The organism is Aquamicrobium sp. NLF2-7, from assembly GCF_022359935.1.
GTDB classification, from domain to species: Bacteria; Pseudomonadota; Alphaproteobacteria; order Rhizobiales; family Rhizobiaceae; genus Mesorhizobium; species Mesorhizobium lusatiense.
Window position 1 is genome coordinate 280314 of sequence record NZ_JAKSED010000002.1, and the last position, 19086, is coordinate 299399.

Sequence of the window (19086 nt, forward strand, 5' to 3'; positions counted from 1 at the left end):
CCATCGTGAAAAACGGCAGGTCGAGTTTCCGCTCAGTTTTATTATTTTCTTTGTAGTGAAAGATTGCCGGGAATCCCGCCGTCGTCAAGGACTTTATGACGCAGGGGCAGGTCATGGGTGATTTTGTGGAATTGACAAGCCCGGCCAACATTTGAAAATGTACTAAAATGAAAAAAGAATTCATGTTATGAATTACGAATGCGAGGTCGCGCAATTTTCGGAGCGACCCCGCCAAGGCATATCGCGAAGCCTGGGGAGGAAGCGCATATGAGCCTCGACATCATAAGTCGTGAGCCCGGCGACACCGGGGCCAGTGCAACCGCACCACGCAAATTCCGGGTTCTGGTTGCCGAACGCAACCCTCTAGTCGTATCGGCGCTGGCCGACATGATCGCGCGGGACGGGCGTTTCGATCTGGGCGAGAACGTCACCACCGGCAAGGCCTTTCTCGAAGCCTGCGCGCAGCCCGGCCCCGGTTTCGATCTGGCAGTGCTCGGCTGGAAGCTGGCGGATATGGATGGCGGAACGCTGCTCACCCAGATCCGCCAGCGTGGCATCGATGCCCGCGTGGTCATCTTTTCAAACGACCATGACCTGTCCATTCTCAAGAAATGCGTAAGGCTGGGCGCTCAGGGTTTCTGCTATCAGTTCGACGATCCCGCAATCCTGTTCGACACGCTGATTGCCGTAGCGCATGGCCGGATCTGCATCCCCTATATCGATGTCACCAGGATCAACGACACGCCGCTGTCACGCCTGACGACACGCGAGCATGAGCTTCTGTCCGTGCTGGCGGATGGATGGAGCAACATCCAGATCGCCGCGCGGACAGGTATTTCGGAGAACACGGTCAAATACCACCTCAAGAATCTCTACAGCAAGCTGGAGGTGCGCAATCGGGCCATGGCTGTCGCGCTTTACGCAAGCGAGAGGAGCAACGGCCCCTCAGCCTGAGCCGTGCAGATTCACTCTAAGGTAGCCCCTAAAAAAAGCCCGCTCCAAACCGAAGCGGGCTTTTTTATCCGGACAGCTTGCGGCAGGCGCTTCAGGCGACCCGCAGACCGTATTCCAGCGAGGAATCCGCGATCACGCCATAGAGGCTGTCCGCAAAGCTGGTGAAGATCGCGATGTGATAGACCGGCGCCCCATCCGGCCCGTCGGCCGTGCGCCAGATATTGGCCGCCGTATGATCGAGCGACGTGGTGGCCGCAGCCCCCACCGGAAAAGCCCTGTCGTGAAAATCGATCGACAGGAACTTGGCCATCGCCTGCGCGGCGCGGGCACCGGAAATACGAAGCACACAGCGCCCGTCGGACTGATCGGACAGCGAGGCAATGCCGGCAAAGCCATCGGCAATCCGTTTCATCAGCTTCTCGTCGCCCAGCGGCGCGAAAGCCAGAAACTGGTCCGGACCGGACCAGATGAGCGTCACCTCCTTGCCGAAAACCGCACCGGGAGCCGAAGGCGGCTCAACCCCAAACAGCTTTTTGGCGATCTTGGCCGTCTCGGCCACCTTGCCACGCCGCGCCATCACCTGCACGAGAACGATGTTGCGAATTTCGGACAGTTCGACACCGGGCGTGCCGCCCACCCCATGCGTGCCGATGACGAGCGCCTTTTGCAGCGGCGATTGCGTATTCCAGGAAAAATCAGCCACGCTGGCGCACTCCTTCCGGATCGTAGAAGACGGGATTGCAGATCTCCGCGTCATAATCCTCGCCCCGCAGGGGGTCATGGATACGGACGATTTCGCCGAAACGCTCACGACCGCGCTGCACGAAAGCAAGACCGAGCCAGTGGTTCAGGGTCGGCGAAAAACACACCGAAGCCGTATAGCCGTGATCGGTTTCCGGCCCCGGGCGCTCGCCTTTCGGCACGATGCGGGCGCCGGAACGGAGCCGCCGGCCCTGATCCACGGGCCTGATGCCGACGACGACCTGCCGGTCAGGGGCGGTCAGTGCCTCGCGCCCCGCCATGATGCGACCGATGAAGTCCTTCTTCTTCGACATCATCTTGCCGAGCCCGAGATCATCGGCCGTGCTGATGCCATTGAGCTCCGGACCCGCGACATGGCCTTTTTCGATACGCATGACGCCGAGCGCTTCAGTGCCGTAGGGCGTCACGCCAAACGGCTTGCCGGCGATCATCAGATTTTCCGCCATGGCGTTGCCGAAGCGCGCCGGCACGGAAATCTCGAACGCCATCTCGCCTGAGAAGGAGATGCGGAACAGGCGCGCCTTCATGCCGCCGCGCAGCTTCACCTCGCGCACGCCCATGAAGGGGAAGCCCTCATTGCTGAGGTCTTCATCCGGGTCGCACAGCGCCTGCAACAGTGCGCGCGTGTTCGGACCGGCGATGGAGAACTGGGCCCACTGATCGGTTGCCGAGGAAAGCTGCACGTCGAGTTCGGGCCACAGCACCTGCCGGCAGAATTCCAGATGCTGCATGACCGGCCCCGCCTTGGCGGTGGTCGTGGTCATGAAATAGTGGTCTTCGGCCAGCCGTGAGGTGGTGCCGTCGTCCATGACGATCCCGTCCTCGCGCAACATCAGGCCGTAGCGCGCCCGGCCCACGGCCAGCGAGGAGAAGGCGTTGATGTAGACGCGGTCGAGGAAGGTACCGGCATCCGCGCCGCGCACATCGACCTTGCCGAGCGTGGAGACGTCGCAGAAGCCGACACCGTTGCGTACGGCGTTGACCTCCCGGTTGACCGACTGGAGCCAGTCGGTCTCGCCCGGCTGCGGGAACCACTGCGCACGCTTCCACAGGCCGACATCGACGAACACCGCACCCCGCGCCGCGGCCCAGTGGTGCGATGGAGCCAGCCGCCATGCATGAAACGTTTCGTCGCGATTGTGACCGGCGAAGGCCCCGATGGCGACCGGCGAATAGGGCGAGCGGTAGATGGTGGTGCCGGTCTGCCCGATCGAACGGCCGGTGACAGCCGCCATGATGGCGAGGCCGTTGATGTTGGAGGTCTTACCCTGATCGGTGGCCATGCCAAGCGTGGTATAGCGCTTCAGATGCTCGACGCTCTCATAGCCTTCGCGCTGCGCCAGCGTCACGTCGGACGCGGTCACGTCATGCTGGAAGTCCACGAAGGCCTTGCCCTTCGCCGGAACCTGCCACAGCGGGGAGATTGCATAGGTTTCGTCGCCGGCCTCGGCAGCACTTCCGCCATCTTCCGTGAAGCCACAATTCGAAGCAGCCGCCAGACCTGCGGCATGACCTGCGCGCAAGCACTCGCCCAGCGAAAAATCTCCTTCCGCCGCGCCCACCATCCGCATTCCGGGCGGACAGTCACCCGGCACGAAGGCGGCAATGTCCTCGCGCCATGTGGGCCGGCCGCGATGGAAGCAGGACAGGCCGACATTGGGATTCCAGCCGCCGGAAACGGCTAGGCAATCTGCCGCGACATCCTGCCGGCGACCGTCCTTGCCGGTTACCGTGACGCTGCTGACGCCATCGACACCGCCTTTCACGTCCGACACGAAGCCGGACAGCACCCGCAGTCCGGATGCCTTGACGAGAGACTGGTATTCCACCGGAGCCTGCCCGCGCGGATCAACCACCGCCGCCAGCTGCCCGCCGGCACGATGGATCGCCTCGACGGTACGCCAGCCATCGTCATTGTTGGTGAACAGCGTAACATTGCGGCCCGGCAGCGCCGCAAAGCGGTTTACATAGGTGCGCACGGCCGAAGCCATCATCACCCCCGGCCGGTCGTTGCCGGGGAAGACGATCGGGCGTTCGATCGAGCCGGCTCCCACCACGCTGCGGCGGGCAACGATACGCCACAGACGCTGGCGCACCTGATGCGGTCCGGGCACCGGAACATGGTCGGCAACGCGCTCCAGCGCGCCATAGACGCCGCCATCATAGACGCCGAACAGCGCGGTGCGCTTCATGATGCGGACATTGGGCAGCGCATCGAGTTCGGTTTCGGCCCGCTGAACCCATTCGCCGGCCTGCATGCCGTCGATCTCGCCGCCGTCGCTGAGCAGGCGGCCGCCGAGTTGCGTATCCTCCTCCACCAGAATGACCCGCGCGCCGGCCCGGCCGGCAGCGAGCGCGGCGGAAAGACCTGCGGGGCCTGCACCGACGACGAGCACATCACAATGCGCCCACACCTTGTCGTAGTGATCGGGATCGGCTTCGCCGGCGCTCCTGCCGAGACCGGCGGCACGCCGGATCATCGGCTCGTAGATCTTCTCCCAGAACTTCGCCGGCCACATGAAGGTCTTGTAGTAGAAGCCGGCCACGAAGATCGGCGACAGCAGCGAGTTGACCGCCATGAAATCGCGCCGCAGCGAGGGCCAGCGGTTCTGGCTATGGGCGGAAAGGCCGTCATAGAGTTCCTGCGTCGTGGCGCGCGTATTGGGCTCGCGCCGAGCGCCGCTGCGCATTTCCACCAGCGCGCTCGGCTCCTCCGAGCCAGCCGTCATGATGCCGCGCGGGCGGTGGTACTTGAACGAGCGGGCAACCAGCTTGACGCCGTTGGCCACGAGGGCCGAGGCCAGCGTGTCGCCGGCATAGCCGGTCATCGCCTTGCCGTCGAAAGTGAAGCTGAGCGGCTTCTGGCGGTCGATCAGACCGCCTGCGCGCAGACGATGCGATTGCGTGCCATCGGCAGCATGCGTGTTCGCACCTGCGTCTTGCGTGGCTGCGGTCCTGCCCAGAGGCTGGGATTCGATATAGCCCGACATGTTCATTCTCCCGCCGGTGACGTGACGGAGGCGCCGGCACCCGCAGCCGCCTGCACCGACCTGAATTCGTGGGTTCGCGTGTCACGCTCGGCAATCAGCCAGGAGCGGCAACCGCCACCGTGATACCAGTATTCCCGCATCGTTCCGGCCACGTTGTCCCGCAGATAGACGTAGTCGTAGAAAGCCTCCCGAAGTTTCACCGGATCGCTTCCGTCATCGATCGTGTAGTGCGGGCGCCGGGGGCTGGCATCACCGAGATAGCTGAACTCGCCGACTTCTCGTTCGCCGCAGAAGGGACATGCAATTCGCATCGGACGACACCACTTTCAATGAAGGTTCGGTTGGGCGCCCTGGCCCTTTTCGTCGATCGTCGCGCCACGCCGGAAGCGATCCAGCCGGAAACGGCTGGCCTCCTTGTGCGGCTCGTCGCGCGCGATCAGATGAGCGAAGGTCAGGCCCGAGGCCGGCGTTGCCTTGAAACCGCCATAGCACCAGCCGGCATTCAGATAGAGCCCGTCCACGGGTGTCCTGTCGATGATCGGCGTGCCGTCCATCGACATGTCCATGATGCCGCCCCACTGGCGCAGCAGGCGCACGCGGCCGATCATCGGCATCACCGCCATGCCGCCCTCGCAGACGTCCTCCATGGTCGGCATGTTGCCGCGCTGGGCGTAGGAATTGTAGCCGTCGAGATCGCCGCCGAAGACAAGGCCTCCCTTGTCCGACTGGCTGATGTAAAAATGGCCTGCGCCAAAGGTGACCACGCCGGGGATGAGCGGCTTGATCGCTTCGGTGACGAAGGCCTGAAGCACATGGCTCTCGATGGGGAGCCTCAGTCCTGCCATGGAGGCAACACGCGAGGTGTTTCCGGCGACGGCCATGCCGACCTTGCCGGCACCGATCGAACCACGCGTCGTTTCCACGCCGGTGATGCGACCATCCGTGCGCTGGAAGCCGGTCACCTCGCAATTCTGGATGATGTCGACGCCCAGATCATTGGCGGCGCGCGCATAGCCCCACACCACGGCATCATGGCGCGCCGTACCGCCGCGCCGCTGCGCCAGGCCACCCATGATGGGAAAGCGCGGATTGGCGTAATTGAGGAACGGCAGTTCCTTGCGGATCTGCTCGGCGTCGAGCAGTTCGGCATCGATGCCGTTGATGCGCATGGAGTTGCCGCGCCGGGCGAAGGCATCGCGCTGCGCATCCGAATGGTAAAGATTGATGATGCCGCGCTGGCTCACCATGGTGTTGTAGTTGAGGTCCTGCTCCATGCGCTCCCACAGCTTCATGGACAGCTCGTAGAAGCCGACATTGCCCGGAAGCATGTAGTTGGAGCGGATGATGGTGGTGTTGCGGCCGGCATTGCCGGAGCCGATCCAGCCTTTCTCCAGCACCGCGACATTGCGGATACCGTACTCCTTGGCAAGGAAGTAAGCGGTGGCGAGGCCATGGCCGCCACCGCCGATGATGATCACATCATAGCGGCTTTTGGGCGCCGGATCGCGCCAGGCTCGTGTCCAGCCCCTGTGGCCGGTCAGAGCCGCCCGGGCGAGGGAGAAGATCGAATATTTCATCGCATGTATTCCGGGAATTGAGGGCGATCCGGCAGAGGCGTTTCAGATGTCGAGAGCGTTTTCGCGTTCCCATTCGGTGAAATGGGAAACGTAGGAATTCCACTCCTTCATCTTCATCTTGACGAAGGCATCGACGAGCTCCGGCCCGAGCATCTGCTTGAACTCCTCGCTGCCATCGAGCAGGCGCAGCGCATCCAGCAGATTGAGCGGCAGCCGCGGCGCGTCCTTGATGGTGTGGCCGTCCTCATACATGTTGATGTCGCTGCGCGGGCCAGGATCGAGCTTGTCGCGAAGACCGGCAAGACCCGCTGCGAGGATGACCGCCTGCATCAGATACGGGTTGGCAGCACCATCGGGCAGGCGCAGTTCAAAGCGGCCCGGACCCGGCACACGCACCATGTGGCTGCGGTTGTTGCCGGTCCATGTCACCGCGTTCGGTGCCCATGTGGCCCCCGACGAGGTACGCGGCGCATTGATGCGCTTGTAGGAGTTGACGGTGGGGCAGATGATCGCCGTCATCGCCGGCGCATATTTCATGATGCCGCCAAGGAAGTGCATGCCCTGTTCGGACAGCCCGTTCGACGAATTGTCATCAGCGAACACGTTCTTCGTGCCGGTCAGGTCCCACGCCGAAATGTGAGCGTGGCAACCATTTCCGGTCAGGCCGGGGAACGGCTTCGGCATGAAGGTGGCGCGCAGCCCATGCCGTTCCGCAATGGTCTTGATCATGAACTTGAAGAACGAATAACGGTCGGCGGTCACCAGCACGTCATCGTAGATCCAGTTCATCTCGAACTGGCCGTTCGCATCCTCATGATCGTTCTGATAGGGCTCCCAGCCCAGATCGATCATCGCCTCGCTGGCTTCGGCGATGATGTCGAAGCGGCGCATAAGCGCCTGCTGGTCGTAGCAGGGCTTGGCGAGACGGTCATGCTCGTCGGCGACCATTTTGCCGTCGGCGGTGGTCAGGAAGAATTCAGGCTCGACGCCGGTCTTGACGCGTATTCCCAGAGACGCAGCCTCTTCGACCAGACGCTTGAGCGTGTTTCGCGGTGCCTGCTCGACACTCTTTCCATCCATCACGCAATCGGAAGCAAGCCATGCCACCTCCGGTTTCCAGCTGAGCGGCGTGACCGAATCCGGATCCGGGATCGCCAGCATGTCGGAGTTCGCCGGCGTCATGTCCATGCCGCCGGCGAAGCCGGCAAAGCCGGCTCCTCCTTTCTGGACGTCCGCGATGGCGCGGGTTGGCACCAGCTTGGCCCGCTGGTAGCCGATCACATCCGTATAGGTCACCATGAAGTACTTGATGTTCTTCGCTTTGGCGTATGCTTCAAGGTTGGTTTGTGTCGATGCGTCTTGCCTTGCTGTAAAAATTGTACCCATTGAATTGCTCCTCCCCAATTCAGGTTATTTTTTAAAAGGCGCTCTTCCCGGGCACCCAGTTCGTTCCGGCCAGCGGCACTCCCGACATTGCTGCTGCCTCAATGGTCAAGGCGCACAGATCTTCAGGTTCAAGGTTGTGGACATGGTTCTTGCCACAGGCGCGGGCGATGGTCTGCGCCTCAAGCGTCATGACCTTCAGGTAATTGGCCAGGCGGCGACCTGCAGCAACCGGATCGACTCTCTTCATAAGCTCGGAGTCTTGTGTTGTGATGCCTGCCGGATCCTTGCCTTCATGCCAGTCGTCATACGCTCCGGCGGTCGAGCCAAGCTTCTGGTACTCCTCCTCCCATCTTGGATCATTGTCACCAAGAGCAATGAGCGCCGCCGTACCGACCGAGACGGCATCGGCGCCGAGCGCCAGTGCCTTCGCCACATCCGCACCGTTGCGGATGCCGCCGGAGACGATCAGCTGCACCTTGCGATGCATGCCAAGATCCTGCAGAGCCTGCACTGCCGGACGAATACAGGCAAGGGTAGGCTGGCCGACATGTTCGATGAACACTTCCTGTGTGGCGGCAGTACCACCCTGCATGCCGTCGAGAACGACGACGTCAGCACCCGCCTTCACCGCGAGAGCGGTGTCGTAATAGGGCCTTGCTCCACCAACCTTCACATAAATCGGCTTTTCCCAGTCGGTGATTTCGCGGATTTCAAGGATCTTGATCTCCAGATCGTCCGGGCCGGTCCAGTCCGGATGGCGGCAGGCCGAGCGCTGGTCGATGCCCTTGGGCAGGGTGCGCATTTCGGCGACTCGGTCGGAAATCTTCTGCCCGAGCAGCATGCCGCCGCCACCGGGCTTGGCGCCCTGGCCGACAACCACCTCGATGGCATCGGCGCGGCGAAGATCGCGCGGGTTCATGCCGTAACGCGACGGCAGGACCTGATAGACCAGCTTCTCGGAATGGCCGCGCTCTTCCTCGGTCATGCCGCCATCGCCGGTCGTCGTCGAGGTTCCCGAAAGCGTGGCCCCGCGGCCGAGCGCTTCCTTGGCCGGGCCCGAGAGGGAGCCGAAGCTCATGCCGGCAACCGTGATCGGAATTTTCAGTTCGATCGGCTTCTTGGCGAAACGGGTGCCGAGCACAACCGTGGTGTCGCAGCGCTCGCGATAGCCTTCCAGCGCATAACGCGAGATCGAAGCGCCCAGAAACAGCAGATCGTCGAAATGGGGAACCCTGCGCTTGGCGCCGGAGCCGCGGATATCGTAGATACCGGTCGCGGCTGCGCGCCGGATTTCCGACATGGCGTAGTCGTCGAACGTCGCCGATTTGCGTGGCGTGGTCGGTGGATTGTGATAGGTCATTTCCGGCCTCTCAATACGCGTCGGCGTTGTCGATGTTGAAGTTGTACAGGGTGCGGGCCGAACCGTAGCGCTTGAAGTCCTGCGGCTTCGCGTCGGTGACACCGGCACGATCGAGCAACCCCTGCAGAATTTCGATGTGCTCGGGGCGCATCTCCTTCTCGATGCAGTCGGCACCGAGGCTCTTCACGCTGCCGCGCACGAACAGGCGGGCCTCATAGATGGAGTCGCCGAGCGCATCGCCGGCATCGCCCATGATGACGAGGTTACCGGACTGCGCCATGAAGGCCGACATGTGGCCGACATTGCCGCGTACGACGATGTCGATGCCCTTCATCGAAATACCGCAGCGCGACGAGGCATTCCCCTCGATCACCAGCAGTCCGCCCCGGCCGGTGGCACCGGCATATTGCGAGGCATCGCCCTTCACCACGACGGTGCCGGACATCATGTTTTCGGCGACGCCAGGACCGGCGGAGCCATGCACGGTGATCGTGCTGTTCTGGTTCATGCCGGCGCAATAATAGCCGACGCTGCCGCGCACATCGATCTGGAGCGGCAATTCCACACCCACCGCAACGGCATGACTGCCCTTGGGATTGATGATCTCCCAGTTTGTGTGGTTGGAACCTTCGGCGGCGTCGTGAAGGGCCTGATTCAGCTCCCGCAGCGTCGTCTTGGACAGATCAAAGACTTTCGCCGCATGCTGGTCTTCGTGCGTAACCGCCTTGGCAAGGTTGGATGTAGCCATCGCCTCAATGCTCCCAGAAATAAACGGTGGATGGCTCAGGCTCCCAGACCCTCGCCTGCTCAACCCCCGGCAGGTTCGCCAGGGCCCGGTATTCGCTTCCGAACGCGACATACTGATCAGTTTCCGCCATGACGGCCGGCTTGCAGGCGATCGGGTCGCGCACGACGCCAAAGCCGTTCTTTGTTCCAACCACGAAGGTGAAGAACCCATCGAGATCGTTCAGGCTCGATTCCAGCGCCTCGCCAAGACCCTTGCCGGTCGCGATCTGGTGCGACAGGTAGGCGGCCGCAACCTCGGTGTCGTTCTCGGTCTCGAACTTCATGCCTTCGCGGCGAAGCTTGCGGCGCATGTTGTTGTGGTTGGACAGTGAACCGTTATGAACCAGGCACTGGTCGGGACCCGTCGAGAACGGGTGCGCGCCCATCGTGGTCACCGCCGATTCAGTAGCCATGCGCGTGTGCCCGATGCCATGCGATCCCGACATGCCCGACACGTCGAAGCGCCTGGCGACTTCCTCGGGAAGGCCGACTTCCTTGTAGATTTCGATGGACTCGCCGACACCCATGACGCGGGCGTCCGGGCGAAGCGTGGTGATGGCTTCACGGGCAGCTTCAAGCTTGTCGGCCGGAAGCTCCAGAACCGCGTGGGTGGACTTCACGGTCATGGCCACCGGAGCGCCGATTTCTTTGGCGACTTCCGAGTCGAGCCCGGCGAAATCAGCTTCCGGAGAAGGCGACTGCACGGTGATCTTGCCATGCCCAGCAGCCGACGATCCGTAGATTGCTATGCCGGCGCTGTCCGGACCGCGATCGGTCAGCAGAACCAGCATTTCCGACAGCATGGCGCCGAGTTGCGGCTCCAATGACTTGTCCTTCAGAAACAGCCCCACGATGCCACACATTGATGTTCACCTCTTGCAAGTTCTTTTCCTGATGAAGGACGATAGCAGTCAATTTTCTGCAATTCAACTGGGATGAATGTTTTTTTCATATAAGAAAAGTGGCGCCGCAAAGCACTCCTTCAGATCCCTCAATTTCGGGGACGGGCAAACGCATGGTGCGTTTCCAACAGAGAGCTTTCGGGTATTTCGTTGCGCGGGAAGAGGATAGCGAGGCCGGAAGGGGTCGCCGTAGCGGGTGCGTCCGGCTGTCGTTCGGCGGAGACCTTGCGGCATCTCGAACGAGCGCAAAACGGTGCGATAGCAGGACGCCGTAGCGTGACCGACACGAAAAGGTTGCCCGCCGTGCGGTTTCACCCACGGCAGATGGCATTGCCTCCGACAATCAGCGGGATCACCAAAGGCTGGAAATTTCCGCTATATCTTCAGACGGTGCCGGACAGAGGCGTCAGTTGCGACGGCTGCCCTGCGGATAGGAGATGATCGACAGATAGCGGATGGGACGCTCTGTCAGCTCTTCCGGTCCATGCGGCGCATCGGCGTCGAAGAACAGGCTGTCACCGGGCAGCATGCGGAACAGCTTGCTGCCATGCCGGTAAACGACCTCGCCCTCCAGCATATAGAGGAACTCCATGCCCTCATGCTGGAAGGTCGGGAACACGTCGGAATCTTCCGCAAGCGTGATGAGATAGGGCTCGACGACAACGCCACTGGTATTGGCGCCGATATGGCCGAGCAGCGTGTACTGGTGGCCGGCGCGCGTGCCGCGACGCTCGACGTCGACGCCCTCGCCTGCCTTGATGAAGACGGCGCTGCGCTCTTCCTCGAAACGGCGGAACAATGCCGTCAGCGGCACACCCAGCGCCCGCGACAGCGCCTGCAGCGTGGTGAGCGACGGCGAGGTAATGCCATTTTCGATCTTGGAGAGCATGCCCAGCGAAATGTTGGTCGCAGCCGCGAGATCGGCCACGGTGATGCCGAGCTGTTTGCGGAATGTGCGCACTTCATGCCCGATTGCGACTTCAAGGACATTTTCGCGCGTATCGCGCACGGAATGGGGGTCCTGCGACAGGGGCACCACCCGGTGCAGTTCGGGAACAGTTTTCGCTGGCTCGGCCTTGCTTGCAGCCTTGCTGGCCCGGGTCTTCCTTGCCGGCTTCATTGTCTCCGCCATCGTGTGGGATGCTCCGTTGCCATCGATCATGCTGTCACGTTTAATCCCAGTACCATGCAAACGCCGATAATTCCTAGTGCAGCGCTTGCCGCAGCCCCGCATTCGTCTTTGTTTCCGCAATCGCCCTGCCCGCCGCGAAGCATAATGAACGGGTAGGTCCAGCCTATACTATCGGCGATCTCAGCATCTGAAGGAGTAGGTTCTTACCAACGCCTCAAGGCCCTCAAATCTATCTGGACAGGTGTTGTTACCTTCCGTCACCCGCCTGATCCTTCCAGAAAGCCGAACAGGCGCTTGCGCCGCATTTTCTGGGAGGAATTCTGATGGCTGGCTATACTCATCTCTTTGTTCCGGGTCCGACAAACGTGCCGGAAACCGTCCGTCAGGCGATGAACATGCCGATGGAAGACATGCGCGCGCTGGATTATCCACTGCTCGTCAACGGCCTTTTCACAGACCTGATGAAGGTCTACCGCAATGAAACGGGCCGCGCCTTCATCTTCCCATCCTCCGGCACCGGCGCATGGGAAGCGGCCATCGCCAACACGCTCAATCCCGGCGACCGGGTGCTGATGTCGCGTTTCGGCCAGTTCTCGCTGCTGTGGGTCGACATGGCCCAGCGCTTCGGTCTCGATGTCGATGTCGTCGATGCCGAATGGGGCACCGGCGTTCCCGTCGAGATTTACGCGGAACGGCTGGCAGCCGACAAGGAACACCGCATCAAGGCGGTGTTCGTCACCCACAACGAAACCACGACCGGCGTCACCAGCGACGTGGCGGCCGTGCGCACTGCGCTCGATGCGGCAAAGCACCCTGCCCTGCTCTTCGTCGACGGCGTGTCGTCGATCGCCTCGATCGATTTCCGGCAGGAGGAATGGGGCGTCGACTGCGCGGTGAGCGGCTCGCAGAAGGGCTTCATGCTGCCGCCGGGCCTCGCGTTCCTGTCCGTCAGCCAGAAGGCGCTGGCCGCCAACAAGCAGGCGAAGCAACCCCGCACCTATTTCTCCTTCGAAGACATGATCCGGGCCAACGACACCGGCTATTTCCCCTATACGCCTGCGGTTCAGCTCCTGCGCGGCATGCGCGCCGCCCTCGACCTGCTGCTCGATGAAGGCCTCGACAACGTCTATGCGCGCCACCACCGGCTGGCCGAAGGCGTGCGCGCGGCAGTCAGCGCATGGGGCCTGCAGATCTGCGCCAAGGAAGAAAAATGGAACTCCGATACGGTGAGCGCGATCTACGTGCCGGAAGGCATCGACAGCGCCGACATCGTGCGCCGGGCCTATCAGGGCTATCAGACGTCGCTGGGCGTCGGCCTCAACAAGGTTGCCGGCAAGGTGTTCCGCATCGGCCATATCGGCTGGATCAACGAGGTGATGATGTGCTCGGCGCTGGCGGCCACGGAAATGTCGCTGCTCGACTGCGGCGTGAAGATCAAAGCCGGCTCGGGCGTTGGAGCTGCGGTGGAATATTACAGCCAGGCGGCCAAACCCGCCGTCGCCAAAGCAGCCTGAGGGAGGCAGCAGCCATGAGCCATACCCTCCATCATCTTCGCAAACCCCGCCTCCAGCGCAGCGAGCTTGCGGTGCCGGGTTCCAACATGGAAATGATCCGCAAGGCCGCCGAGGGCGCCGCCGACTACGTCTTCCTCGACATGGAAGACGCGGTGGCCCCGCCGGACAAGGAAAAGGCCCGCGAGAACATCATCCGGGCGCTGAACGAAATCGACTGGCGCGCCCGCGGCAAGACCATCTCGATCCGCATCAACGGCCTCGATACCCACTACATGTATCGCGACGTCGTCGATGTGATGGAACAGGCGGGTGACCGGCTGGACACCATTCTGGTGCCCAAGGTCGGCGTGCCGGCCGACCTCTACATGGTCGAGGCGATGGTCAACCAGATCGAGATGGCAAAGGGTTTTGAAACCCGCGTCGGTCTGGAAGCGCTGATCGAGACGGCACTCGGCATGGCCAATGTCGAGGCGATCGCCGCCTATGGCGGACGGCTTGAGGCGATGCATTTCGGCGTCGCCGACTATGCGGCAAGCTGCAAGGCCCGCACGGTCAGCATCGGCGGTCTCAATCCCGACTATCCGGGCGACCAGTGGCATTTCGCGCTGTCGCGCATGACTGTGGCCTGCCGGGCCTACGGGCTGCGGGCTGTCGACGGGCCGTTCGGCGATTTCTCCGATCCGGAAGCCTATCTGGACGCCGCCAGGCGCGCCGCGGCCCTTGGCATCGAGGGCAAGTGGGCCATCCATCCCTCTCAGATCGAGCTTGCCAACGAGGTGTTCTCGCCACCGGCCAAGGAGGTGGCCCGCGCGCGCCGCATCATCGAGGCGCTGAAGGAGGCGGAGGAACAGGGCAAGGGTGCGGCAGCGCTGGACGGCAAGATGATCGACGCCGCGTCTGAGCGCATGGCCCGCAACGTGCTCGTCGTCCACGAAGCCATAGAGCGTGCTGCGCAGGCAGCCTGAGGGAGGTTCAAGATGGATATCCACGAATACCAGGCCAAGGAATTGCTGTCGCGCTATTCGGTGCAGATCCCGCGCGGGGGCCTTGCCTACAGCCCCGAGCAGGCCGCCTATCGCGCCAGCGAGATCGGTGGCGGCAAATGGGTGGTCAAGGCGCAGATCCATTCCGGCGCACGCGGCAAGGCAGGCGGCATACAGATCTGTAGCTCCGATGGCGAAGTGGCGAAAGCCGCTGAATCGCTGCTGGGGCGCAAGCTCGCCACCACCCAGACCGGTCCGAAAGGCAAGCTCGTCTCCCGCCTCTACATCGAGGAAACGGTCGATATCCGCCAAGAGCTTTATCTCGGCATCGTTCTTGACCGCAAATCCGAGCGCGTCATGATCGTGGGCTCCGCCTCGGGCGGCATGGAGATCGAGGAGATAGCCGAGAAGGAGCCGGATTCCATCATTCGCGCCATCGTCGATCCCGGCGTCGGCATGCAGCAGTTTCAGGCGCGCGAGATCGCCTTCGGGCTCGGGCTCGACAACCGGCTGATCGGCAAGGCGGTGGATACGCTGATGGGCTGCTACCGCGTGTTCCGCGACTTCGATGCCTCCATGCTGGAGATCAATCCGCTGGTGGTGACCGGCGACGGCAACCTGATCGCCCTCGACGCCAAGATGTCCTTCGACGAGAACGCCCTGTTCCGCCGGCCTGAAATATCGGAGCTGCGCGACAAGTCGCAGGAGGATCCGCGCGAAACCTTCGCCGGCGATCGTGGCCTTTCCTATGTCGGGCTCGACGGCAATATCGGCTGCATCATCAACGGTGCGGGTCTGGCCATGGCCACCATGGACATGATCAAGATCGCCGGCGGGGAACCGGCGAACTTCCTCGACATCGGCGGCGGCGCTTCGCCGGAGCGGGTCGCCAAGGCGTTCCGCGCAGTGCTTGCCGACAACAATGTCGAGACCATCCTCGTCAACATCTTTGCCGGCATCAACCGCTGCGACTGGGTCGCCGAAGGCGTCATCAAGGCCATCCGCGAAGTCGGCGTCGGGGTGCCGCTGGTGGTGCGGCTGGCGGGAACCAATGTGGAGGAAGGCCGCAGGATACTGGCGGAATCCGGCGAGGACGTGATCGTCGCCGATACGCTGGCCGAGGCCGCTGAAAGATCGGTCGAGGCCATGCGCGCCTTTTCAAAGAAGAACAAGAAAGCGAACTGAGGGAGGACGAGATGGCAATTCTGTTGAACCGCAGGTCGCGGGTGATCGTGCAGGGCCTGACCGGCAAGATCGGCAGCTTCCACGCCGACGAAATGAGGCGCTACGGCACCAATGTCGTGGGTGGCGTCACGCCCGGCAAGGGTGGACAGGTCCATCAGGGCATGCCGGTTTTCAACACCGTGCGGGGCGCGGTGCGCGAAACGGGCGCCGATGCGAGCATCGTGTTCGTGCCGCCGCCCTTCGCCGCCGACTCCATCATGGAGGCCGCGGAAGCCGGCATCAGGCTGTGCGTATGCATCACCGACGGCATTCCCTCGCAGGACATGATGCGGGTGAAGCGCTTCATGCTGCGCTTCCGCTTCGAGGACCGCATGCGCCTCGTCGGCCCCAATTGCGCCGGCATGATCACGCCCGGACAGGCGATGATGGGCATCATGCCCGGCAACATCTACCTTCCCGGCCGGGTCGGCATCGTCGGCCGCTCGGGAACGCTGGGCTATGAGGCGGCGTCGCAGATGAAGGCGCTCGGCATCGGCGTCTCCACCAGCGTCGGCATCGGCGGCGACCCGATCAATGGCTCGTCCTTCCGCGATATTCTCAAGCTGTTCGAGGAGGACCCGGACACCGACGCGGTGGTGATGATCGGCGAGATCGGCGGACCGCAGGAGGCGGAAGCGGCGGAATGGGCCAAGCACAATATGCGCAAGCCCCTGATCGCCTACATTGCCGGCCTGTCCGCCCCGAAGGGCAAGCGCATGGGCCATGCAGGCGCCATCATTTCCGCATTCGGCGAGTCCGCGCAGGAAAAGGTGGAGATCCTGCGCGAGGCAGGCGTCACCATCGTGCCGACGCCAGCAGCGTTCGGCCCGGTCGTCTCGGAAGTGCTTCAGGCCCAGCAGAAAGCCGCCTGAGTCCGGGTTCTTCCTTTCCGATCGAGGCAGACATTACGATGAAACCACGCATTATCGTCACCAGACGCTGGCCGGCGGCTGTCGAGAAGGTGCTTTCGGAGCGATTCGAGACCACCTTCAACAGCTCCGACGTGCCGCTGACGCAGGACCAACTGCGCAGCGCCTTCGCCGAATATGACGCCATCCTGCCCACAGTGAGCGACAGCCTGCCGGCTGCCGCTTTCCCGGAGGGAACGGCCCGCACGCGCCTTCTCGGCAATTTCGGTGTCGGCTTCAGCCACATCGACACCGAGGCGGCCCGCCGGCTGGGCATCACCGTCACCAACACACCGGGCGTGCTGACCGACTGCACCGCCGACATCGCCATGACGCTGCTGCTCGGCGTGGCCCGCCGGGCAGGCGAGGGCGAGCGCGAATTGCGTTCCGGCAACTGGACCGGCTGGCGGCCGACCCACATGATCGGCAGCCGGGTGTCTGGCAAGACCATCGGCATCATCGGCATGGGGCGGATCGGCAAAGCGACCGCACGGCGCGCCCATTTCGGCTTCGGCATGGATGTGGTGTTCTACAACCGCTCGAAGGTCGATGACGACGAAACCCGCATCATGGCCGCGCGGCAATTGCCAACAATTGAGGACGTTCTGGCCGAAGCCGATTTCGTCTCGCTGCATTGTCCGGGCGGCGCGGAAAACAGGCATCTCATGGACGGCCGCCGCCTTGCTGCCATGAAACGCGGTGCCTTCCTCATCAACACCGCTCGCGGCGATGTCGTCGATCAGCAGGCGCTGATCGCTGCGCTTCAGTCAGGCACCATCGCCGGTGCGGGTCTCGATGTGTTCGATGGCGAGCCGGCTGTTCCGGAAGCCCTGAGGCGCATGGAAAACGTGATGCTGTTGCCGCATCTGGGCAGCGCGACAGAGGAAACGCGCGTGGCAATGGGCATGAAGGTGGTGGAAAATACCATCGCCTTCTTCGAAGGTCACGACATACCGGACCGGGTGGCGTGATGAAAGCCACCGCATCCGACCTGATCGCGCTGCGCAGGCAGGCGCTGGACCTGTTTCGCGGCGGCGTCAGCGCCTCTGACCCCGAAAAGGCCGTGTCTGAAGCGCTTGAACAACGCAGGTACATGATCGACGCGGCTCGCCGCGTCGTCCTGATCGCCTTTGGCAAGGCGGCCTGCCCGATGGTGCAGGGCGCCCTGCCCTTTCTCGCCGGCAAACTGCACGCAGCCTGCGCCGTGACCAATCCGGAAAACATGGTGCCGCTCGACGACCGCGTGATGGTGATGGCCGGCGGCCACCCGCTGCCGGACGAAAACAGCCTTCAGGCAGCGCATGTGATCGAGCAGCTTGCACAATCGGTCCACCCGGGCGATCTGCTGCTGGTGCTCGTCAGCGGCGGCGGCTCCGCGCTTGTGTGCGCACCAGCGCCGGGAATAGCACTAGCCGACAAGATCGCCCTCAACGACGCGCTGATCCGCTCGGGAGCTGGCATCTGCGAGATCAACACGGTGCGGCAGGCCTTTTCCCGCCTCAAGGGCGGTCGCCTCGCCGGACTGGCGCGTCAGGCGAAGGTGCTTTCCCTGATCCTGTCCGACGTGCCGGGCGATGACGTTTCCACCATCGCCAGCGGCCCGACAGCGAGACCGCGTGCGGGGGACGCCCGCGCTGTCCTCGAAAAACACGGACTGACCGACGCGCTGTCGGCAACGATGCGAAAGCATCTTCAGAGCACGGCCCGCCGGACGACAGCGAAAGCAGCGCATTTCAATCACGTCGAGAATGTCGTGATCGGCGGCAACGGCATCAGCCTGAAGAAGGTGATGGAATGTGCCGGTTCGCTGTTCCCGGCCGTGGTCAAGGCCAACGACTGGCTATGCGGCGACGTAGCCGATGCCGCTTCCGTACTGCACAGGATGGCGCTTTATGCAGCCCGCGAAAGCGGTCCCATCGCCATCATTGCCGGTGGCGAGCCCACCGTGCGGGTGAACGGCAATGGTTCGGGTGGCCGCAATCAGGAGCTGGCACTGCGGTTCGCCGTGCTGGAGGAAGGTGCGCGCATTGGGCGCCCCTGGGTGTTCCTGTCCGGCGCCACGGACGGGCGCGACGGTCCCACCGATGCGGCGGGCGGCATTGTCGATGCCGGATCCACGGAATGGATGCGGCAGTTCGGCTGCGACCCGGACGCGCATCTGGCCAACAATGATTCCTATCCGGCGCTCGCAGCGTCTGGCGATCTTCTGCTGACAGGCGGCACCGGCACCAATGTCGCCGACCTGCAGATCCTGCTCATGCGGTAGACATCTGCCGCATACCGGTTCGGGCCGCTCACTGCCCGCTTCGGCAGCCTGCCTCCCCTTATCGGGCAGGTTCCGATACTTGCCTCCGGCCCCGGCCGGAGGCTTTTTCTTTTCCCGCATGTTCGCGCAGAGGGCAAAGCCGCATGCAGGCGCGAACGCGTAATTTCGCCTACCCGCCAGCTACCCGGATTGCCACCCGAAGGATCGGGATTCTTACCCGTCCGGGCGTTTCGGATCGGGAGAAAAAGCGCTTTCCTCGATGCTTGAGGAACGAAAGTGCCGCATCAGGCCCCCTTCATCAGCAGACCCCGAAACGGGGCAATGAAGCAGGGGCCGCGGTGG

Annotated in this window: 16 protein-coding genes; 7 read left to right on the forward strand and 9 right to left on the reverse strand. The window is 63.0% G+C overall.

The genetic code is table 11. The features are described from left to right. Positions 1–267: 267 nt before the first annotated feature. A complete protein-coding gene (locus MIC97_RS18160; RefSeq protein ID WP_239801390.1) occupies positions 268–954 on the forward strand; it encodes a response regulator transcription factor in 687 nt (228 codons plus the stop codon). 91 nt (positions 955–1045) lie between these two features. Here MIC97_RS18160 and MIC97_RS18165 read toward each other — a convergent pair whose 3' ends face one another. The 9 genes from MIC97_RS18165 to MIC97_RS18205 form a co-directional block, all read right to left on the reverse strand. Then, complete coding sequence (locus MIC97_RS18165) at positions 1046–1657, reverse strand: sarcosine oxidase subunit gamma family protein (RefSeq protein ID WP_239801391.1); 612 nt, start codon at positions 1655–1657, stop codon at positions 1046–1048. Then, complete coding sequence (locus tag MIC97_RS18170; RefSeq protein WP_239801392.1) at positions 1650–4712, reverse strand: sarcosine oxidase subunit alpha family protein; 3063 nt, start codon at positions 4710–4712, stop codon at positions 1650–1652. The genes MIC97_RS18165 and MIC97_RS18170 overlap by 8 nt, the downstream gene beginning before the upstream one ends. Further along, positions 4709–5017, reverse strand: coding sequence for a sarcosine oxidase subunit delta (locus tag MIC97_RS18175; protein ID WP_239801393.1), 309 nt, complete (start codon positions 5015–5017; stop codon positions 4709–4711). Before MIC97_RS18175 ends, MIC97_RS18170 begins: the two co-directional genes overlap by 4 nt. Before the next feature lie 15 nt (positions 5018–5032). Further along, positions 5033–6283: a sarcosine oxidase subunit beta family protein gene (locus MIC97_RS18180; protein ID WP_239801394.1), complete on the reverse strand. Its 1251-nt coding sequence runs from the start codon at positions 6281–6283 to the stop codon at positions 5033–5035. 42 nt (positions 6284–6325) lie between these two features. Continuing rightward, the gene (glnT, locus tag MIC97_RS18185; protein WP_183832443.1) at positions 6326–7669 is read right to left on the reverse strand and encodes a type III glutamate--ammonia ligase; all 1344 of its coding nucleotides are present in this window, start codon (positions 7667–7669) and stop codon (positions 6326–6328) included. Positions 7670–7700: 31 nt separating this feature from the next. Further along, on the reverse strand, positions 7701–9029 hold the full coding sequence (locus MIC97_RS18190) for an FMN-binding glutamate synthase family protein (protein WP_183832442.1): 1329 nt from the start codon (positions 9027–9029) through the stop codon (positions 7701–7703). Positions 9030–9039: 10 nt separating this feature from the next. Continuing rightward, entirely contained in the window at positions 9040–9777 is a 738-nt protein-coding gene (locus MIC97_RS18195; protein WP_239801395.1) for a GXGXG domain-containing protein, read from the reverse strand. A 4-nt stretch (positions 9778–9781) separates the two neighbouring features. Then, entirely contained in the window at positions 9782–10678 is an 897-nt protein-coding gene (locus tag MIC97_RS18200) for a glutamine amidotransferase family protein (protein ID WP_239801396.1), read from the reverse strand. Positions 10679–11123: 445 nt separating this feature from the next. Then, a complete protein-coding gene (locus tag MIC97_RS18205) occupies positions 11124–11849 on the reverse strand; it encodes an XRE family transcriptional regulator (protein ID WP_239801397.1) in 726 nt (241 codons plus the stop codon). A 323-nt stretch (positions 11850–12172) separates the two neighbouring features. On the opposite strand from MIC97_RS18205, the gene MIC97_RS18210 reads away from it, so the two are divergent. From MIC97_RS18210 to MIC97_RS18235, 6 genes are read left to right on the forward strand one after another with little or no spacing between them, the layout of a single operon-like run. Next, entirely contained in the window at positions 12173–13363 is a 1191-nt protein-coding gene (locus MIC97_RS18210; RefSeq protein ID WP_239801398.1) for an aminotransferase class V-fold PLP-dependent enzyme, read from the forward strand. 14 nt (positions 13364–13377) lie between these two features. Then, positions 13378–14328, forward strand: coding sequence for a CoA ester lyase (locus tag MIC97_RS18215; RefSeq protein ID WP_239801399.1), 951 nt, complete (start codon positions 13378–13380; stop codon positions 14326–14328). A 12-nt stretch (positions 14329–14340) separates the two neighbouring features. Continuing rightward, entirely contained in the window at positions 14341–15531 is a 1191-nt protein-coding gene (locus MIC97_RS18220) for a malate--CoA ligase subunit beta (RefSeq protein ID WP_239801400.1), read from the forward strand. A gap of 11 nt (positions 15532–15542) precedes the next feature. Next, the gene (gene sucD, locus MIC97_RS18225) at positions 15543–16442 is read left to right on the forward strand and encodes a succinate--CoA ligase subunit alpha (protein ID WP_239801401.1); all 900 of its coding nucleotides are present in this window, start codon (positions 15543–15545) and stop codon (positions 16440–16442) included. A 38-nt stretch (positions 16443–16480) separates the two neighbouring features. Then, on the forward strand, positions 16481–17449 hold the full coding sequence (locus MIC97_RS18230) for a D-glycerate dehydrogenase (RefSeq protein ID WP_239801402.1): 969 nt from the start codon (positions 16481–16483) through the stop codon (positions 17447–17449). Beyond that, positions 17449–18744: a DUF4147 domain-containing protein gene (locus MIC97_RS18235; protein ID WP_239801403.1), complete on the forward strand. Its 1296-nt coding sequence runs from the start codon at positions 17449–17451 to the stop codon at positions 18742–18744. Before MIC97_RS18230 ends, MIC97_RS18235 begins: the two co-directional genes overlap by 1 nt. The last annotated feature ends 342 nt before the right edge of the window (positions 18745–19086 follow it).

Coding starts and splice junctions, on each gene's coding strand:
- glnT (WP_183832443.1), bottom strand. CDS start 7,669: ATGGGTACAATTTTTACAGCAAGGCAAGACGCATCGACACAAACCAAC.
- sucD (WP_239801401.1), top strand. CDS start 15,543: ATGGCAATTCTGTTGAACCGCAGGTCGCGGGTGATCGTGCAGGGCCTG.
- MIC97_RS18175 (WP_239801393.1), bottom strand. CDS start 5,017: ATGCGAATTGCATGTCCCTTCTGCGGCGAACGAGAAGTCGGCGAGTTC.
- MIC97_RS18190 (WP_183832442.1), bottom strand. CDS start 9,029: ATGACCTATCACAATCCACCGACCACGCCACGCAAATCGGCGACGTTC.
- MIC97_RS18200 (WP_239801396.1), bottom strand. CDS start 10,678: ATGTGTGGCATCGTGGGGCTGTTTCTGAAGGACAAGTCATTGGAGCCG.
- MIC97_RS18180 (WP_239801394.1), bottom strand. CDS start 6,283: ATGAAATATTCGATCTTCTCCCTCGCCCGGGCGGCTCTGACCGGCCAC.
- MIC97_RS18235 (WP_239801403.1), top strand. CDS start 17,449: ATGAAAGCCACCGCATCCGACCTGATCGCGCTGCGCAGGCAGGCGCTG.
- MIC97_RS18195 (WP_239801395.1), bottom strand. CDS start 9,777: ATGGCTACATCCAACCTTGCCAAGGCGGTTACGCACGAAGACCAGCAT.
- MIC97_RS18230 (WP_239801402.1), top strand. CDS start 16,481: ATGAAACCACGCATTATCGTCACCAGACGCTGGCCGGCGGCTGTCGAG.
- MIC97_RS18210 (WP_239801398.1), top strand. CDS start 12,173: ATGGCTGGCTATACTCATCTCTTTGTTCCGGGTCCGACAAACGTGCCG.
- MIC97_RS18215 (WP_239801399.1), top strand. CDS start 13,378: ATGAGCCATACCCTCCATCATCTTCGCAAACCCCGCCTCCAGCGCAGC.
- MIC97_RS18170 (WP_239801392.1), bottom strand. CDS start 4,712: ATGAACATGTCGGGCTATATCGAATCCCAGCCTCTGGGCAGGACCGCA.
- MIC97_RS18220 (WP_239801400.1), top strand. CDS start 14,341: ATGGATATCCACGAATACCAGGCCAAGGAATTGCTGTCGCGCTATTCG.
- MIC97_RS18205 (WP_239801397.1), bottom strand. CDS start 11,849: ATGGCGGAGACAATGAAGCCGGCAAGGAAGACCCGGGCCAGCAAGGCT.
- MIC97_RS18160 (WP_239801390.1), top strand. CDS start 268: ATGAGCCTCGACATCATAAGTCGTGAGCCCGGCGACACCGGGGCCAGT.